Here is a 17,330-nt window from a genome sequence, read left to right on the forward strand (position 1 = left end):
CGACGTCCGCGTGTCCGGGGGCCGGATGAAACACTGCGTCCATGCTCGGTATCACCGACCTGCCGACCTACCTGGCGGGACTCGTCCTCATCGTGCTCCTGCCGGGGCCGAACTCCCTCTACGTTCTCTCCGTCGCCGCGCGCGGGGGCACCCGCACGGGCTACAGGGCCGCCGCCGGGGTGTTCACCGGTGACACCCTGCTGATGCTGCTCGCGGCGGCCGGTGCGGCGACCCTGCTCCAGACCAACCCGCTGCTGTTCACGGTGGTGAAGTACGCGGGAGCCGCCTACCTGGTCTGGATGGCGATCGGGATGCTGCGCGCCGCCCACGCCATCTGGACCTCGCGGCACCAGCGCGCCGAGGAGCAGCGGGCGGCCGACGCGGCGAGGCCCACCACCGGTGAGCGCCCCTTCCACCGGGCGCTCGTGGTGTCCCTGTTCAACCCGAAGATGATCCTCTTCCTGATCTCCTTCTTCGTGCAGTTCGTCGATCCCGCCTACGCCTACCCGGCCCTGTCGTTCCTGGTGCTGGGGCTGCTGCTCCAGGCGTTCAGCCTGCTCTACCTGTCCGTGCTGATCTTCAGCGGTACGCGGCTGGCGGCGGCCTTCGGACGGCGGAGGCGACTCACGGCGGGCGCCACCTCGGCGGCGGGCGCGCTCTTCCTCGGCTTCGCGGTGAAGCTCTCCGTCAGCAGCGCCTGACGGCGTCCGGGGGCAGCGGCGGTCGAGCGGCCCCGGAGAGGAACGAGTGGACGTCCTGCCCGGAGAGTTCGGCCAGGGAGAGCCCGGAGAGGGTCACCCAGAGGGTGAGATCGGTGAGCGGGGCGGCCCGGCCCTTGGGGAGCCGCCGGATCCGTCGTCCGGGTTCGTCCATGGGTTCAGCCTAGGATCCGGCGAACACGCCCAGGTCCCGGCCGGTTCAGGGGGTTCGGAAAACTTCTCCGGGCTCGCGGAATAGCCCCGGGGGTGGTGTCGTTACACGGTTCGGGTCGGTGCGGTTCAAGTGTCCCCCGGGCTCTAATCAAAGCCTTCAGGGAATACCGCACCCCAGTGGTGGTCAGGAGCCCTGTTGTGCCACCCGCCGTGAGGCGACCGCCGCACCGGCCCCTCGACGTTCCGAAGGCCCACCGGGTACTCTCCGGTGGGCCTTCGTCGTGTCCGCCACGCGGACCGACCGACACGACGGTGCCTTCTGTCGGGCCTGCCGACGATGGTCGTACGTCAGTGGCACGGTGGGGGCACCGGTGGACGGGCCCTCCACACCTCAGCGGCCCCCGCCGAACCGCCCGAGGAGGAAGCCATGTACGTGCCCGACGCGGTCTCACCGGCCGAGTGGAACGAGGCCCACCAGGAGCTGATCGCCAAGGAGAAGGAGCTGACCCGCGCGCAGTACCGGCTGGCGGCCGAGCGCAGGAGGCAGCCCGCGGTCCGGATGCCCGGGGAGTACGTGTTCACGGGTGAGAACGGGGAGTCCTCCCTCACGGACCTGTTCGAGGGGCGCCGACAGCTCATCGTCTACCACTTCATGCTCCCGCCCGGCTCCGACCACCAGTGCGAGGGCTGCTCCATGGTCGTGGACAACCTCGGTGACCCCGCGCACCTCAACGCCCGGGACACCACCCTCGCCCTGGTGTCCAGGGCCCCCTACCCGGAGATCGCGGCCGTGCGCGAGCGGATGGGGTGGACGGTGCCCTGGTACTCGTCCTTCGGAAGCCGCTTCAACGAGGACATGGGCGTCACCGTGGACGGCGGTGAGAACTTCGGGCTGAGCGTGTTCATCAGGGACGAGGCGTCCGTGTACCGGACCTACTTCACCCAGGGCCGGGGCGTGGAGAAGCTGGGCACCAACTGGAGCCTCCTCGACCTGACCCCGCTGGGCCGCCAGGAACTCTGGGAGGACAGCCCCGAGGGCGTCCCCCAGGGGGAGCCCTACGCCTGGTGGCGGCTGCACGGAGAGTACGGAGACTGATCCCGCGCCGACCCGGCGCCTCCGCGCCGGGTCGGCTCAGCGCGGAACGAGGCCGGTCATCAGGACCCGGATCACGGCCTGGAGCCCCTCCTCGACGTTCTCCACGGTCTCGTTGGCGCTGAACGAGGCGAACCCGTGCAGCGTGGAGGCCACGGTGAAGGCGATCGTCATGGGGTCGCCCTCCGCGATCTCCCCCGTGCGCTGACCCTCGGAGATGGTGTTCAGGACGATGGCGATCATGTCCCCGACGGCCGCGGAGAGCTGGTCGGAGATGTCGCTGTCGTGCTTGCGCGCGTACATCAGGTCGAGCAGGGCGGCGTTGGCCAGGGCGAAGCCGACGTAGGCGCGGGCCAGCCCCAGGAGGTAGGAGCCGGTGTCCGCCTCCGACTGGTCCTGCGCCTCCTTGGCGTGCTCCAGAGCGGCCTGGAGCCGCTGGAACCCGTCGAGCGCGAGGGCGTCGAGCAGCGCCTGCTTGTCCTTGAAGTGGCGGCCGGGCGCCGCGTGGCTGACACCGGCCTCGCGCGCGAGTTCGCGCAGGGAGAGGGCGCCGGGGCCGCGCTCGGCCAGGGTGCGTTCGGCGCTGCTCAGCAGGGTGGAGCGGAGGTCGCCGTGGTGGTAGGGGCGGTCAGCCATGCCCATCAGCATAGTCCAATGTTTGCAATGACAGCATTGTTGTCATTGACAACTTCCGATGGGCTGCCTACGTTGGCGGTATGAGCCGAACCAGCGTGAGCCTGCCCGACCTGACCGGAAGGACCGCCGTCGTCACCGGCGCCAACAGCGGCCTGGGCCTGGAGACCGCCAGGGTCCTGGCCGGACGCGGCGCCCGGGTGGTGTTGGCCGTCCGCGACACCGCCAAGGGGGAGGGCGCCGCCGCCGAGATCCCGGGCGAGACCGAGGTCCGCCGCCTGGACCTGGCCGACCTGGCCTCGGTCCGCGCGTTCGCCGCCGAATGGAAGGGCGACCTCGAACTCCTGATCAACAACGCGGGCCTCATGGCGGTCCCCGAGTCCCGCACGGCGGACGGGTTCGAGACCCAGTTCGGCGTGAACCACCTGGGCCACTTCGCCCTCACCAACCTCCTCCTGGAACACGTCACCGGGCGCGTGGTCACCGTCTCCTCCGGCCTGCACCGGCTGTCCGGGGGAATCGACTTCGACAACCCCAACCTGGAGGGCCGCTACACCCCCTACCGGGCCTACGGGCAGTCCAAGCTGGCCAACCTCCTGTTCACCCTGGAGCTCCAGCGCAGGCTCGACGAAGTCGGCTCACCGGTGCTGGCCACCGCCGCGCACCCCGGCTACGCCGCCACCAACCTCCAGAGCCGCAGCGAGAACCGCCTGCAGGACGGGCTCCTGCGGATCGGCAACCGGATCTTCGCCCAGAGCGCGTCCGGCGGGGCACTGCCCACGGTCTACGCGGCCACGCAGGACGTCCCCGGAGCGTTCTTCGCCGGGCCCACCGGGCTGTTCGTGAACGGCGCGCCCGGCCCGTCCGGCCGGAGCGGAGCCGCCCTGGACACCGAAGCGGCCCGGCGGCTGTGGGACCTGTCCGAGGAGATGACCGGGACCTCGTTCCCGCTGTGACGCGCACGGCCCCGAGCGTCGCGCCTCGGGGCCGTCCGACGTCACGGAACGAGGGTGAGTGCGTCCGTGTGCGCCTCCCGGACCGCCTCCTCGGTCACCGCCCAGGGAAGCGTCTCACCCCGGGCCCACAGCTCCAGCTGGTCGTCGTAGTTCGGGTGGAAGGCGTGCCCGGAGTTGCCGGTCAGGTGGACCCACGTGGAGGAGTCCCGGTCGGCGAGGTCCACGACCATGCGCATGGACGGAACCGTGGTGATGCCGTATCCCTCGGCCGTGTTCCAACCGGTGGCGTTGACCAGGTCGGAGCCGCCCGCGCTCTCCACGGGGCCCCGGTTGAACAGCCACTCCACGGGTCCGATCCCCGAGGTCCCGAACGAGTCGTGGGTGGCGGTCAGGGTGTGCAGGTCGCCCCAGCGCCAGTCGGCGGGGGTGTCGCCCAACAGCTCGGTGAGCTCCTCCACGGCGGCGTCCATCGCGGCGGCCAGCACCTCCTCGCGTCCGCTGACCTCGGCGCCCTCCCACCAGACCGAGTCGGGGTCCTCCAGGAGTTGGGACACCACGTGCATCCCGCGTGAGCGGCCGTCCATGCCGTGCGCCCCCAGTTCGTCGAAGAGCAGGGGGAGGAGCTGGCGCCAGGTCGCGTTGTAGAACGCGGCGGCGGCGGAGTCGGGTTCGTTGCGGTGGTCCCAGTCGACGAGGAGGTCCCGGGCCTCGGCCGTGGTTCCCTCCACCGGGGCGTCCAGCAGGTACGGGGTGATCTCCAGGGCGCTGGTGTGGAGCGAGTCCACGAGGATCCGCTCCATGTCCGCGACGCCCACGGGGCCCTCGGCCGTGGCCTCGTCCAGGAGGTCGTTGATCCGCTGGCCCCGGTAGCCGTAGTTCCAGTCCGAGGTCAGGAAGTGCTCGTAGTCCTCGTCCACGACCGCCTCGTTGGCGGTGACGATCACCCCGGATTCCGGGTTGTACACGCTGGGCAGCTCGTCGAAGGGCAGGAACTCGTCCTCCCAGTCGTAGTCGGAGTCCCAGCCGGGGGCGGGCCAGCGGCCGTCGCCCTTGCCCCGTACCGGCACCAGACCGGGGGCCTGGTAGCCGATGTTCCCCTCGTTGTCCGCGTAGACGAGGTTCTGTGAGGGCACGTCGAACTTGCTCGCGGCCTCGCGGAAGGTGTCCCAGTCACGGGCGCGGTTCAGTGAGAAGATCGCGTCGGCGGTGGTGCCCGGCTGGAGCGCGGTCCAGCGCAGGGACACCTGGTAGGGGGAATCGTCGCCCTCACGGGGGTTCGCGCCGATCTCCCGCAGGTCGGAGCCGGCCGCGGTGGTGGACAGGATCGGGCCGCGGTGCGTGGACCGGACGGTCAGCTGGAGGTCCTCCCCGCCGGAGACGGCGATGGTCTCCTCGATGACCTCCAGGGGGCGCTTCTCCCCGTCCACGACGTACTCGTCGCCCTCGACCCGCTCCAGGTAGAGGTCCATGACGTCCGGGTTGAGGTTGGTGAAGCCCCAGGCGATGGACTCGTTCTGGCCGATGACCACGCCGGGCAGGCCCGAGAAGCTGAACCCGCTGGTGTCGAAGGGGCACTCCTCGGTGAGCTCCGTGCAGTGCAGCCCCATCTGGTACCAGGTGGACGGCATCGAGGCACCCAGGTGGGGATCGTTGGTGAGCAGCGGGGATCCGGTCTCCGTGTGCTCACCGGACACGACCCAGGAGTTGGATCCGAGGTCGGGGTCGTCGGAGGGGCCGAGGAGGTCGGGGACGGCGTCGTGCACGTCGGAGAGTCCGCCCAGCGCCGCCAGAGCCTCCTCGGGCAGGTCGGGGGCGCGGCCCAGGTCGGCCTCGGAGCCGGTCCCCTCGTGCTCGTCGGTGTCCGTGATGGGGGCGTGCTTCTCCGTCGGATACGGCGGGTAGAGCTCCTCGATCAGCTCCTCGTCGAGGCCGTCGGCGAGGAGCAGGGCGCGCCGGGTCTCGTCCTGGAGGTTGCCGCCCAGGTCCCAGGCCATGGCCTTCAGCCACGCGAGGCTGTCGGTGGGGGTCCAGGGCTCCACGGTGTGGTCGTCCGCGGTGATCCCGAGGAGGCCGTACTCCAGGCTGGCCGAGAGGCCCTGGTTGTCGTCGATCCAGGCGTTCACCCCGGCCGCGTAGGCGTCCAGGTAGCGCCGGGTGTCCTCCTCCAGGAGGTCGTACTCCTGCTCGGCGACGCGCCGCCATCCCATGGTGCGCAGGTAGACGTCGGTCTCCACCTGGCCGGGGCCGAAGAGCTCGGCGGTGCGGCCCGCCGTGACGTGCCTGCGGAAGTCCATCTCCCAGAACCGGTCCTGGGCGTGGGTGAACCCCTGGGCCACGAACAGGTCCTCGGCGTCGTCGGCGTACACGTGCGCCACGCCGTGTTCGTCGCGCAGCACGGTCACCGGGGCGCCGAGTTCGGACAGCGTCAGCTCGCCGGAGGTGGTCGGGAAGGAGCTCCGTACCGCCCAGACGGCCAGGAGTGAGGCGATCAGTGCGAGAGACGCGACCGTGGCGACAAAGCCCAGAAAGACACGAAGAAGGACACGCTTCCGCATTACACCCATGTCGGAACCCTAGGGCGTTTCCGCTCGTGTGCTCTAGGGCTCGATCGCAGTCTATTTAATTGTTACCAAGTGGTAGAAAACTCTGTTCCCCCTGGCGGGGCGCATCGAAGTCGAGCGTATGCGGACGGGTCCCGGTTCCGTGCCGCGGAGGCCGTCAGCGCGGGGCGCGGATCGGTTGCGACATTCGGCGGATTTCATGACCGAACGGACCAATACCCCGGCCCTTCGGCGACGAATGGACCCTGAGGGGCGGTTCGTCCAACCGGCGACAGCCCCCGACCGACCATCGAAGGGAACCCCCGCCATGACGTCAGTTCGTCGACGCGTCTCCGCGCTCCTGCTCTCCGTCCTCGCCTCCTCCGCGGTCCTCGGCCTCGCCGTCCCGCCCGCTCAGGCGGCCGCGGCCCCCGCCGTCGGGGCCCCGTCGTCCTCGGGCGGACTGCTCGGCGGTCTGGGTCTGTTCGGGGACGGCGGACTGGTCACCGTCTTCATCGGCAACTACCAGATCAACAACTAGCGACTCCTTTCAAAGTGGCCGGAGTGGTGCACTCCGGCCCCTTTGCCCTGTCCGGAATATGGCTTTTAGTAAGTATCTGATTGCTATGTGTGACGTGCATCACGCAATCCTTCCGAACTTTCACCACGAATCACCAGTGATCACAGACAAGCTATTGAAAGCGGTCATCCCGGCCCCGTCCGGGATGGCCGATCCGCTGGCGTGCCCCGCTCCCCGCCCGAGGCATCCCGGACACAGGCATTCAATTCCCCGCAACCGCGGCCCGTCGCTGCAAGAGCAGAGGCGCCGACGCGATTGGAAGGTCTTCGATGACGAACACCGGCCGAGCCCGCCGACTGCCGCTCACGGCTGCCCAGACCGGGCTCTGGTACGCGCAGCAGATGGACCCGGGGAACCCCGTGTACGCCATCGCGGAGTACCTGGAGCTGGACGGTCCGCTGGACGTCTCGATCCTCAGCGCCGCCCTCCGCCAGGCGGTGCTGGAGACCGAGTCGCTCCACCTGCGCTTCGGTGAGGAGGACGGGGTGCCCTGGCAGGAGGTCCGCAGGCCCGAGGACTGGTGGCCCACCGTCGTGGACCTCACCGACGAGACCGACCCCGCCGAGGCCGCCCGCCGGTGGATGCGCGACGACCTCGACCGGGCGCAGGACGTCCGGGGCGAGACGCTGTTCTCCGAGGTGGTCTTCCGGCTCGGCGCGGAACGCCACTTCGTCTACCAGCGCGTCCACCACCTGCTCCTGGACGGCTACGGGGCCATGCTGGTCCTGGGCCGGGTCACCGAGATCCACGACGCCCTGGCCGCCGGGACCGAGCCGGGCCCCAGCCCCTTCGGTTCGCTGAGCCGACTCCTGGAGGAGGAGGCCGACTACCGGGAGGGCGGCACCGAGGAGACGGACCGGCGCTTCTGGGCGGAGCGGATGGCCGACGCCCCCGACGCGGTGGGACTGGCCGGTGCGCCCGTGCGGATGCCCACCGGCCTGCACAGGGTCACCGACCGCCTGCCCCGCGAGATCGCCGCCGGGCTCCAGGCCGCCGCCCGCGAACAGCGCACCAGCCTGCCCACCGCGGTCCTCACGGCCACCGCCGTCTACCTCCACCGCTTCACCGGCGCCCGGGACGTCGTCCTGGGCCTGCCGGTCACCACACGCCGCACGTCGCACTCACGGACGGTCCCGGCGGCGGTCTCCAACATCGTTCCGCTGCGGGTCCGGGTCCGCCCCGACCAGCCGGTGTCGGAACTCCTGCGGCAGGTGGCCCTGGACACCCGGCGGGCGCTGCGGCACCAGCGGTACCGGAGCGAGGACCTGCGTCGCGGCGCGAACGTCGGCCGCCGCCTCACCGGTCCGTCGGTGAACATCATCCCGGCCCTGGGACGGCTGGTCTTCGCCGGACTCCCGGCCACCACGCACAACCTCTCGGTCGGCCCCGTCGAGGACCTGTCCGTCATCTTCCACGGGCTCGGCGCCACGGAGGACGTCCGCGTCGACTTCGACGGCAGCCCCGACCTGTACACGCGCGACGGGCTCGTCGACCACCAGCGCCGCCTGTTCGCCGTCATGCGGGCCACGGCGGAGGACCCCTCCGCCCCGGTGGGGTCCCTGGAGGTCCGCTCCGCCGAGGAGGCGCGGACGCGGCCGAGCGCGAGCGACGGCCCGGCGCGGGCACTGCCCGACCTGACGGTCGCGGACGAGTTCGCGATCACCGCGTCCCGGTTCCCCGCGAGCACCGCGGTCGTCGCACCGGACGGCAGCCTCACCTTCGCCCGACTGGACGCCCTCTCCGACCGCTGGGCGGACCACCTCCGCGCGCTCGGCGCCGCCCCCGGACGCGTGGTGGGGGTCCGGCTGGGGCGCCACACCGACCTCGCCGTCGCGCAGCTGGCCGTGCTCAAGGCCGGCGCGGTCTGCCTGCCCCTGGATCCCGGCTACCCGCCGGGCCGACTGGCCGCGATGGTGCGGGACGCCCGTCCCGAACTCGTGCTCGCCCACGGCGACACGGTGTCCCGAGCCGCGGACGGAGCGCCCGAGGACGCCCCCGCGACCGTCCTGATGGACGACCCGGCCACCAGGGCCGCCGTCGAAGGGGGTCCGCGCCCGCCCGCGTCGGCCCGGCCCCGGCCCGCCACCGGCGCCGACCTCGCCTACGTCATCTACACCTCCGGTTCCACGGGTGCCCCCAAGGGGGTCGCCGTGGAGCACCGGTCGCTGCTCAACCTCCTGCACTCGCACCGCGAACTCGTCTTCACCCCCGCCCGCGAGCGCCACGGGCGGGCGCTGCGCGTGGCCCACACCGCGGGGCTCTCGTTCGACGCCGCCTGGGACCCCTTCCTGTGGATGGTCGACGGCCACGAGCTCCACCTGGTCGGGGACGAGGTCCGCCGCGACCCCCAGCGGCTCGTCGCCCACCTGCGCGAACACGGGCTCGAAGCCATCGAGACCACACCCTCCTTCGCCCGCGCGCTGCTGGCCGAGGGGTTGGCGGAGCCCGGCGGCCCCACCGTCGTCGCCCTGGGCGGCGAGGCCGTGGACGCCGACCTGTGGAACACGCTCGCGTCGCTGGAGCACGTCAGCGCGCACAACCTGTACGGCCCCACCGAGACCACGGTCGACAGCCTGACCGCGCCCGTCACACCGGAGAGCCACCCCCACATCGGCGGGGCGGTCGCCAACTCCCGCGCCTACGTCCTGGACTCCGGGCTCCGGCCCGTCCCCCCGGGCGCCACCGGTGAGCTGTACGTCTCGGGCGCGTCCGTCGCGCGCGGCTACCTCGGCCGTCCCGTGCTCACCGCCGAACGGTTCGTGGCCGACCCCTACGCCGCCGACGGCAGCCGCATGTACCGCACCGGCGACCTGGTCTCGCCGGGGCCCGACCGCACGCTGCGGTTCCTCGGCCGCGCCGACGACCAGGTCAAGGTGCGCGGGGTGCGCGTCGAACCGGCCGAGGTCGAGGCCGTCGTCCGGGAGAGCCCCGGCGTCCGACGGGCCGCCGTGATCCCCGTCGGTGAGGGCGCCGACACCCGCCTGGTGGCCTACGTGGTCGTCGACGACCCCGCCGACGCGGACGGGGTCCGCGCCCACGCCTCGGACCGGCTACCCGCGTTCATGGTGCCCGCCGCGACCGTCCGGGTCCCCGAGCTGCCGCTGACCCCCAGCGGCAAACTCGACCGCGGGGCCCTGCCCCTGCCGTCCGGCGGCTCCGACTCCTTCCGGGCGCCGCGCGACGAGCGCGAGCGCAGGCTCTGCGCGCTCTTCGCCGAGGCGGTCGGGGTCGAACGGGTCGGTGTGGACGACGACTTCTTCGCCCTGGGCGGCCACTCCCTGCTGGCCAGCCGCCTGATCGGGCGGATCCGCGCCGAGTTCGGCGCGGCCCCCGCCATCCGCGAACTCTTCGAGAACCCGACCGTGGCCGGGCTGGTCGGGGTGCTCCCGGACGGGGCCGGGACCGCTCCGCGGCTGGAGGCGCGGGAGCGCCCCGAGGTGCTGCCGCTGTCGCACGCCCAGCGCGGGCTCTGGTTCCTCAACCGGTACGCGCCCGACTCCGGCGCCTACAACATCCCGGCCGCGCTCCGGCTGCGCGGTGAGCTGGACACCGAGGCCCTGCGCGCCGCGCTGGACGACCTAGTGGAGCGGCACGAAACCCTGCGCACCGTGTTCCCGCTGCACGGTGAGGAGCCGCGCCAGCACGTGTTGGCGCCCGGGGAGAGCCCCCTCGACTTCGCCGCCGTGTCGTGCCCCGAACACGACCTGGAGCGGGTGATCGCGGCCGAGGCGGGCCGCGGCGTGGACACCTCCGTGGAGACCCCGCTACGGGTGCGGCTCCTGAGGGTCGGTGAGCGCGACCACGTCCTGCTGCTGGTGCTGCACCACATCGCCGGTGACGGATGGTCGCTGGGACCGCTCGCCCACGACCTGTCCGACGCCTACTCCGCCCGGTCCCAGGGACGGGCCCCCGACTGGGAACCCCTCCCGGTCCAGTACGCCGACCACACGCTCTGGCGGAACGAGGTGCTCGGCGGGGACGACGACCCCGGGAGCGAGCTCTCCCGTCAGCTCGCCTACTGGCGCGAGGCCCTGCGCGGGGCCCCGGAGGAGACCGTCCTGCCCGTGGACCGCGCCCGCCCCGAACGGTCCAGCGGACGCGGCGGCTCGGTTCCGCTGCGCCTGTCACCCGAACTCCACGAACGCCTCAACGAGCTCGGGGACAGGCACGGCGCGAGCCTGTTCATGGTGCTCAACGCGGGGCTCACCGCACTGCTCTCACGCCTGGGCGCGGGCACCGACCTGACGGTCGGCACACCCACGGCGGGCCGCACGGAGGCGGAACTCGACGACCTCGTCGGCTTCTTCGTGAACACGGTCGTCATCCGCACGCGGACGTCCGGAAATCCGACCTTCGACGACCTGGTCATCCGATCCAGGCAGGCCTGCCTCTCCGGATTCGCCCACCAGGACGCCCCCTTCGACCGCGTGGTCGAGGAGCTGCGCCCGACCCGCCTCGGCTCGCGGCCACCGCTCTTCCAGGTGATGCTCGCCCTCCAGAACATCCCGGCCGCGCGGCCGTCCCTGGGCGACCTCGACACCACGGTGCTGGAGGACACCGGCGCCCGGCAGGCCAAGTTCGACCTCACCTTCAACCTGACGGAACACCTCGGCTCCGGCGGTGCCGCGGACGGACTCCTCGGTGACCTGGAGTACGACGCCGACCTCTTCGACGAGGGCACCGCCCGCTCCGTGGCCGACCGGTTCACGCACCTCCTCTCGGTTCTGGCCGAGGCTCCGGGCACCGCGGTCGAGGAGGCGGAGCTCCTGCTCCCCGGGGAACGGGCGGAGCTGGACGCGGGTGCGGCGGGACCGTCCCGTTCCGGCGCCGCGGACTCGATCCTGGAGGCCTTCGAGGCCCAGGTCCTGTGCACGCCCGACCGGATCGCCGTGGTCGCGGGCGACCACTCCCTGACCTTCGCCGAGCTGGACGCCCGCGCCGAGAGCCTGGCCCGCGTCCTGGCCGACCGGGGCGCCGGGCCCGGTTCGACCGTCGCCACGGTGCTGCCGCGCTCGGTCGACCTGGCCGTCGCGCTCCTGGGCGTGCTCCGCAGCGGAGCCGCCCTCATGCCCGTCGACACGTCCTACCCCCGCGAGCGGATCGACCACATGTTCGCGGACGCCCGGCCCGGGCACGTGCTCACCACGACGGGCCACCGGACGCGCCTCCCCGCCGACAGCGCGGTGCTGTACGTCGACGCGCTGCCGCTGGACACACCGATGCTCCGGGTCCCGGACCGACCCGGTCCCCGCGACGCGGCCTACGTCGTCTACACCTCCGGGTCCACCGGGCGCCCCAAGGGCGTCGTCGTCGAGCACCGCTCGCTGGCCAACCTGCTCCACTCGCACCGGGAGCGCGTGTTCGGACCGGCGGTCGCCGCCGCGGGACGACCCCTGCGGGTCGCGCACACGGCCGGGGTCTCCTTCGACGCCTCGTGGGACCCGTTCCTGTGGATGGTGGACGGCCACGAACTCCACATCGTCCAGGACCCCGTGAGGGGGGACGCCGAACGGCTCGTGGCCCTCCTGCGCGAACGGGAGGTCGACGCCGTCGAGACGACGCCCTCCTACGCCCGGCAGCTCGTGGCGCTGGGGCTCTTCGACGGCGGCACCGGGCCGCGCGTGCTCGCCCTGGGCGGCGAGGCCGTCGACGCCCGGCTCTGGGCCGAGCTGGGCGACGTCCCCGGCCTGACCGCGCACAACCTGTACGGACCGACCGAGTGCACCGTCGACAGCGTCACGGCCCGCTCGGACGAGGAGGCCGAACCGGTGATCGGCGGACCGATCGCCAACACCGGTGCGCGGGTCCTGGACGGCAGGCTCCGCCCGGTCCCCGCGGGGGTCGTCGGAGAGCTCTACCTCAGCGGGGCCGGGGTCGCCCGCGGCTACCTCGGCCGCCCGGGGCTGACCGCCGAGCGCTTCCTCGCGGACCCGTTCGCCGCCGACGGGAGCCGGATGTACCGCACCGGCGATCTGGTGACCCGTCGGCCCGACGGCGCCCTGCGCTACGTCGGCCGCGTCGACGGACAGGTCAAGGTGCGCGGCCACCGGATCGAACTCGGTGAGGTCGAGGCGGTCGTGGCCGAACACCCCGACGTCGCCCAGGCGGCCGTGGTGCTCACCCGGACCCGGGACGGGGACGCGCGCCTGTCCGCCTTCGTCACCGCGCGTCCGGGCGGGCGCCCCGACACCCGGGGGATCCGCGACCACGCGGCGCGCAGACTCCCCGCCGCCATGCTCCCCGGGGTGGTCATGGTGCTGCCCGAACTCCCGCTGACACCCAACGGCAAGCTGGACCGTGCGGCGCTGCCCGAGCCCGAGGCCGTCACCGGCGGCGGACGCGGCCCGCGCACCCGCGACGAGACGGTGCTGTGCGAGCTGTTCGCGAAGGTCCTGGACGTGCCCGAGGTGGGCATCGACGACGACTTCTTCGCCCTCGGCGGGCACTCGCTCCTCGCGGTGCGCCTGGTGGCCCGCATCCGCCACACGGTCGGCGCCGAGGTCGCCGTGCGCACGCTCTTCGAGGCCCCGACCGTGGCCGGTCTCGCCGCCGCGCTCGGCACCGGGCGCCAGTCCAGGCCGCCGCTGCGCCCGATGCCCCGGCCCGCGCGGATCCCGCTGTCCTTCGCCCAACGCAGGCTCTGGTTCCTCAACCGGCTGGACACCTCGGCGGCCCTCTACAACCTGCCGATGGCGGTGCGGATCACCGGCGAGCTGGACACCGAGGCGCTGCGCGGGGCCCTGTACGACGTCTCCGCACGCCACGAGAGCCTGCGCACGGTCTTCCCCGACACCGACGGAGAACCCCTCCAGCAGGTGCTGCCCCCCGAGGCGGTCGCCCCGGGCGGCGAGTGCGTCGAGGTCGCCTCCGAGGAGGAGCTGCGGCGTGCCCTGGTCCGCGAGGCGGGCCGGGGCTTCGACCTGGCCGTCGAGACGCCCCTGCGCGGCCACCTGTTCAAGGTGGGCCGGGAGCACGTCCTGCTGCTGGTCCTGCACCACATCGCCGGTGACGGGTGGTCGACCGCGCCACTGGCCCGCGACCTCTCCATGGCCTACACCGCCCGTGTGCACGGCACCGCGGCCCTCGCCCGCGACCTGCCGGTGCAGTACGCGGACTACACGCTCTGGCAGCGCGAGGTCCTGGGCGACGACGGCGACCCCGAGAGCGCGATCCGGCACAGCCTCGACGCCTGGGAGCGCCGCCTGTCCGGGGCCCCCGACGAGGTGCGGCTGCCCTCCGACAGGCCCCGTCCCGCCACCGCCTCCCAGCCCTCCGCCAGCACGGGGGTGGAGATCGGCGCGGACCTGCACGAACGCCTGCTGCGGCTGGCCCGGTCCACGTCCACGAGCCTGTTCATGGTCCTCCAGGCCGGTCTCGCCGCCCTGCACACCCGCCTGGGCGCGGGCGACGACATCGTCATCGGAAGCCCGGTCGCGGGGCGTACCGACCCCGCCCTGGACGAACTGGTCGGGTTCTTCGTCAACACCCTCCCGCTGCGCACCGACACCTCCGGCAACCCGACCTTCACGGACCTGCTGGCGCGGGTGCGCGACGCCGACCTGGACGCCTTCGACGACCAGGAGGTGCCCTTCGAGCAGATCGTGGAGCGGCTCAACCCCTCCCGGGCGCTCGGGCGGCACCCCCTGTTCCAGACGGCCCTGACCCTCCAGAACAACGAGACGCCCACCATGGAGCTCTCCGGCCTGGACGTGCGCCCCGAACCGGGGGCCCCGGCGCTGGGTGCCAAGTTCGACCTCTCCTTCGACCTGGCCGAACAGGCCGGACCGCTCGGCGGCGCCGCCGGTGTCAGGGGAACGCTGGAGTACAACAGCGCGATGTTCGACCCCGGCACGGCCCGGCGGCTCGTGGAGCGCTACGTCCGGCTGCTCGACGCGGCCACCCGGACCCCGGAGGCCCGGCTCGGCCGCCTGGAGATCCTCTCCGGCGAGGAACGGGAGGGACTCCTCGCGGACGGCCACGGCCTGCGCAGGGAGCTCCCGGTCGAGACCGTCGTGGAGCTGTTCGAGGGCCAGGCCCGGCGCACCCCCGACGCGACCGCCCTGGTCTGCGGGGAGGAACGGCTCAGCTTCGCCGACCTCGAACGCCGCGCCAACTGCCTGGCCCGTTCGCTGGTCAAGCTCGGGAACGGTCCGGGGGACGTGGTCGCCGTCCTGCTCCAGCGTTCGGTGGAGACGGTGGTGAGCCTCCTGGGCGTGCTCAAGAGCGGCGCCGCGTACCTGCCCCTGGACCCCGACCACCCCGACGAGCGGTTGGCCACCATGCTGGAGGACGCCGCACCCGGACTGGTGCTCACCGACTCCTCGCTCGCCCACCGGGTCCCCGACGCCCCGCTGGTGCGGGACGTGGACGCCATCACCGACAAGCACGGCGACTGCCACTGCGGCACCGCGGGCGCGCTGACCGACCGGGAACGGGTCCGCCCGCTCACCGCCTCGGACATCGTCTACGTCATCTACACCTCGGGCTCCACCGGCAGGCCCAAGGGCGTCGAGGTCGAGCACGGGTCGCTGGTCAACCTCTTCCTGAGCCACCAGGAGGAGCTGTTCACCCCGGTCAGCGAGGAACTGGGCCGCAGGCTCCGCGTCGCGCACACCGCCGGGGTGGCCTTCGACGCCTCCTGGGACCCGATCCTCTGGCTGGTCGACGGGCACGAACTGCACGTGGTCGAGGACTCCGTGCGCCGGGACCCCTCCGGGCTCTCCGACTACCTGACGCGCAATCGCGTGGACTCCGTCGAGACCACCCCCAGCTACGCCCGCAGGCTCATCGCCGAGGGCGTGCTCGACCACTCGGACGCGCTCTCGGTGGTGGCTCTGGGCGGCGAGGCGGTCGACGCCGACCTCTGGGACGACCTGACCCGTCGCCCGGGCGTGCGCGCCTACAACTTCTACGGCCCCACCGAGACCACGGTGGACGCCGTCATCGCGGGCATCGGCGGGGAGGCCGGACCGACCATCGGGCGACCGGTGGGCAACATCCGGGTGTACGTGCTCGACGGCGGACTCCAGCCCGCGCCCGTGGGCGCGCTCGGTGAGCTCTACATCGCCGGGGCCGGGCTGGCGCGCGGGTACCGCAGCCGCCCCGGCATGACGGGGGAGCGGTTCGTGGCCGACCCCTTCGCCGCCGCCGGCGGACGCATGTACCGGACCGGCGACCTGGTGCGGTGGCGTGCCGACGGCACGCTGGAGTTCGTCGGCCGCGCCGACGACCAGGTCAAGCTCCGGGGCTTCCGGATCGAACCCGGGGAGATCAGGGCGACGCTGGTGGACCACCCCGGCGTGGCCGAGGCCGCCGTCCTGGTCCGCCGCACGGCCGCGGGGGACGCGCGGCTCGTGGCCTACCCGGTGCCGCTCGTACACCCCGGTCCCAGCGACGCCGAGCTGCGCCGACACCTGTCCGCCCGGCTTCCCGAGTACATGGTCCCGGCGGTGTTCGTCCGCCTGGAGTCCCTGCCCCTGACCGTGAACGGCAAGGTCGACAACGCGGCCCTGCCGGACCCCGCGGAGCACGCGCCGCAGGTGACCGGTGTTCCCGGGACCCGGCGCGAGATCCGGATGTGTGAGCTGTTCGCGGAGGTCCTGGACCTGCCGAAGGTCGGCGTGCACGACGGGTTCTTCGAGATGGGCGGGCACTCGCTGCTCGCCGCGCGTCTCGTGCGGCGGGCCAGCGCCGCCCTCGGCCAGGAGGTCACGGTGCCGATGCTCTTCCAGAACCCCACCGTCGCCGGGCTCATCCAGGCGGCGGACGGGGAGACCACCGGGACCGGACTCGGGCGGATCCTGCCGATCCGGCCCACCGGCGAGGGCGCCCCGCTGTTCTGCGTGCACCCCGCCGGAGGACTCGCCTGGCCCTACGCGGGGCTGGCCCGGCACATCGGCGCGGAGCACCCCGTGTACGGACTCCAGGCCCCCGGACTCAGCCCCGGCGACCGGACCGAGCACGCCACCGACCTGCGGTCGCTCACCGAGGACTACGCCGCGCGCATCCGCGAGATCCAGCCGGAGGGGCCCTACCACCTGCTCGGCTGGTCCTTCGGCGGCAACATCGCGCACGCGCTCGCCGGACACCTCCGGGAGACCGGCGACGAGGTGGCCACCCTCGCCCTGCTGGACTCGCACCCGTTCGGCCAGTCCGCCGAAGCGGGCTTCGAGGACGACACCCAGGTCCTCGACGCGCTGCTCCGGGCCGTCGGTTACGCCGAGGACGCCGACGGCCTGGGCGAGTCCCCGACGACCGAGGACGCCATCGCGGTGTTCCGGCGCCACGGCGACCCCCTCGGAGAGCTCTCCAAGGAAGCGGTCGAGGCCATGCTCCTCGGCTTCGACCGGCAGGTGACCCTGCTGCGCCACGGGAAGCCGCCCGTCTTCGACGGAGACCTCCTCTTCTTCACCGCGACGCTGGACGGCGTTCCCGGTGTCGACCTCGCGCGGACCTGGCGGCCCTACGTCGGGGGTCGGATCGACGACCACGACGTGACCTGCACCCACGCGCTCATGACCACACCCGAGGCGCTGTCCGTGATCGGCCCGGTCCTCGCCGACCGGATGGCCCGACCACTGGCGCACCGCCGCTGAACCCCCACGCACCACCGACAACCGCGGCCCGTGACAACGCGCCGCTCGGAACACAGAAGGG

General features: G+C 72.7%; 8 protein-coding genes. 5 read left to right on the plus strand and 3 right to left on the minus strand.

Annotation, left to right across the window (positions count from 1 at the left end; all coding sequences use genetic code 11):
* The first annotated feature begins 41 nt into the window (after window positions 1–41).
* A complete protein-coding gene (gene leuE, locus AC0VYM_RS03030; protein ID WP_475458684.1) occupies window positions 42–701 on the plus strand; it encodes a leucine efflux protein LeuE in 660 nt (219 codons plus the stop codon).
* Here the strand turns inward: leuE and AC0VYM_RS03035 are convergent.
* On the minus strand, window positions 688–873 hold the full coding sequence (locus tag AC0VYM_RS03035) for a hypothetical protein (protein WP_475458686.1): 186 nt from the start codon (window positions 871–873) through the stop codon (window positions 688–690). The genes leuE and AC0VYM_RS03035 overlap by 14 nt on opposite strands.
* Before the next feature lie 426 nt (window positions 874–1,299).
* On the opposite strand from AC0VYM_RS03035, the gene AC0VYM_RS03040 reads away from it, so the two are divergent.
* Window positions 1,300–1,968, plus strand: coding sequence for a DUF899 domain-containing protein (locus AC0VYM_RS03040; protein WP_475458687.1), 669 nt, complete (start codon window positions 1,300–1,302; stop codon window positions 1,966–1,968).
* A 36-nt stretch (window positions 1,969–2,004) separates the two neighbouring features.
* On the opposite strand, the gene AC0VYM_RS03045 is transcribed toward AC0VYM_RS03040, so the two are convergent.
* A complete protein-coding gene (locus AC0VYM_RS03045; protein ID WP_475458689.1) occupies window positions 2,005–2,601 on the minus strand; it encodes a TetR/AcrR family transcriptional regulator in 597 nt (198 codons plus the stop codon).
* Between the two features lie 80 nt (window positions 2,602–2,681).
* Here AC0VYM_RS03045 and AC0VYM_RS03050 point away from each other — a divergent pair, with 80 nt between their 5' ends.
* Entirely contained in the window at window positions 2,682–3,554 is an 873-nt protein-coding gene (locus AC0VYM_RS03050) for an oxidoreductase (protein ID WP_475458691.1), read from the plus strand.
* 41 nt (window positions 3,555–3,595) lie between these two features.
* On the opposite strand, the gene AC0VYM_RS03055 is transcribed toward AC0VYM_RS03050, so the two are convergent.
* Window positions 3,596–6,109 (minus strand): penicillin acylase family protein, encoded by a 2,514-nt coding sequence (locus AC0VYM_RS03055; protein ID WP_475462916.1) that lies wholly within the window; start codon window positions 6,107–6,109, stop codon window positions 3,596–3,598.
* A 313-nt stretch (window positions 6,110–6,422) separates the two neighbouring features.
* Here AC0VYM_RS03055 and AC0VYM_RS03060 point away from each other — a divergent pair, with 313 nt between their 5' ends.
* Window positions 6,423–6,635, plus strand: coding sequence for a hypothetical protein (locus tag AC0VYM_RS03060; protein WP_475458694.1), 213 nt, complete (start codon window positions 6,423–6,425; stop codon window positions 6,633–6,635).
* A gap of 308 nt (window positions 6,636–6,943) precedes the next feature.
* On the plus strand, window positions 6,944–17,269 hold the full coding sequence (locus AC0VYM_RS03065) for an amino acid adenylation domain-containing protein (protein ID WP_475458696.1): 10,326 nt from the start codon (window positions 6,944–6,946) through the stop codon (window positions 17,267–17,269).
* Window positions 17,270–17,330: the final 61 nt, after the last annotated feature.

It is taken from the genome of Nocardiopsis sp. iso_237 (genome assembly GCF_056173345.1).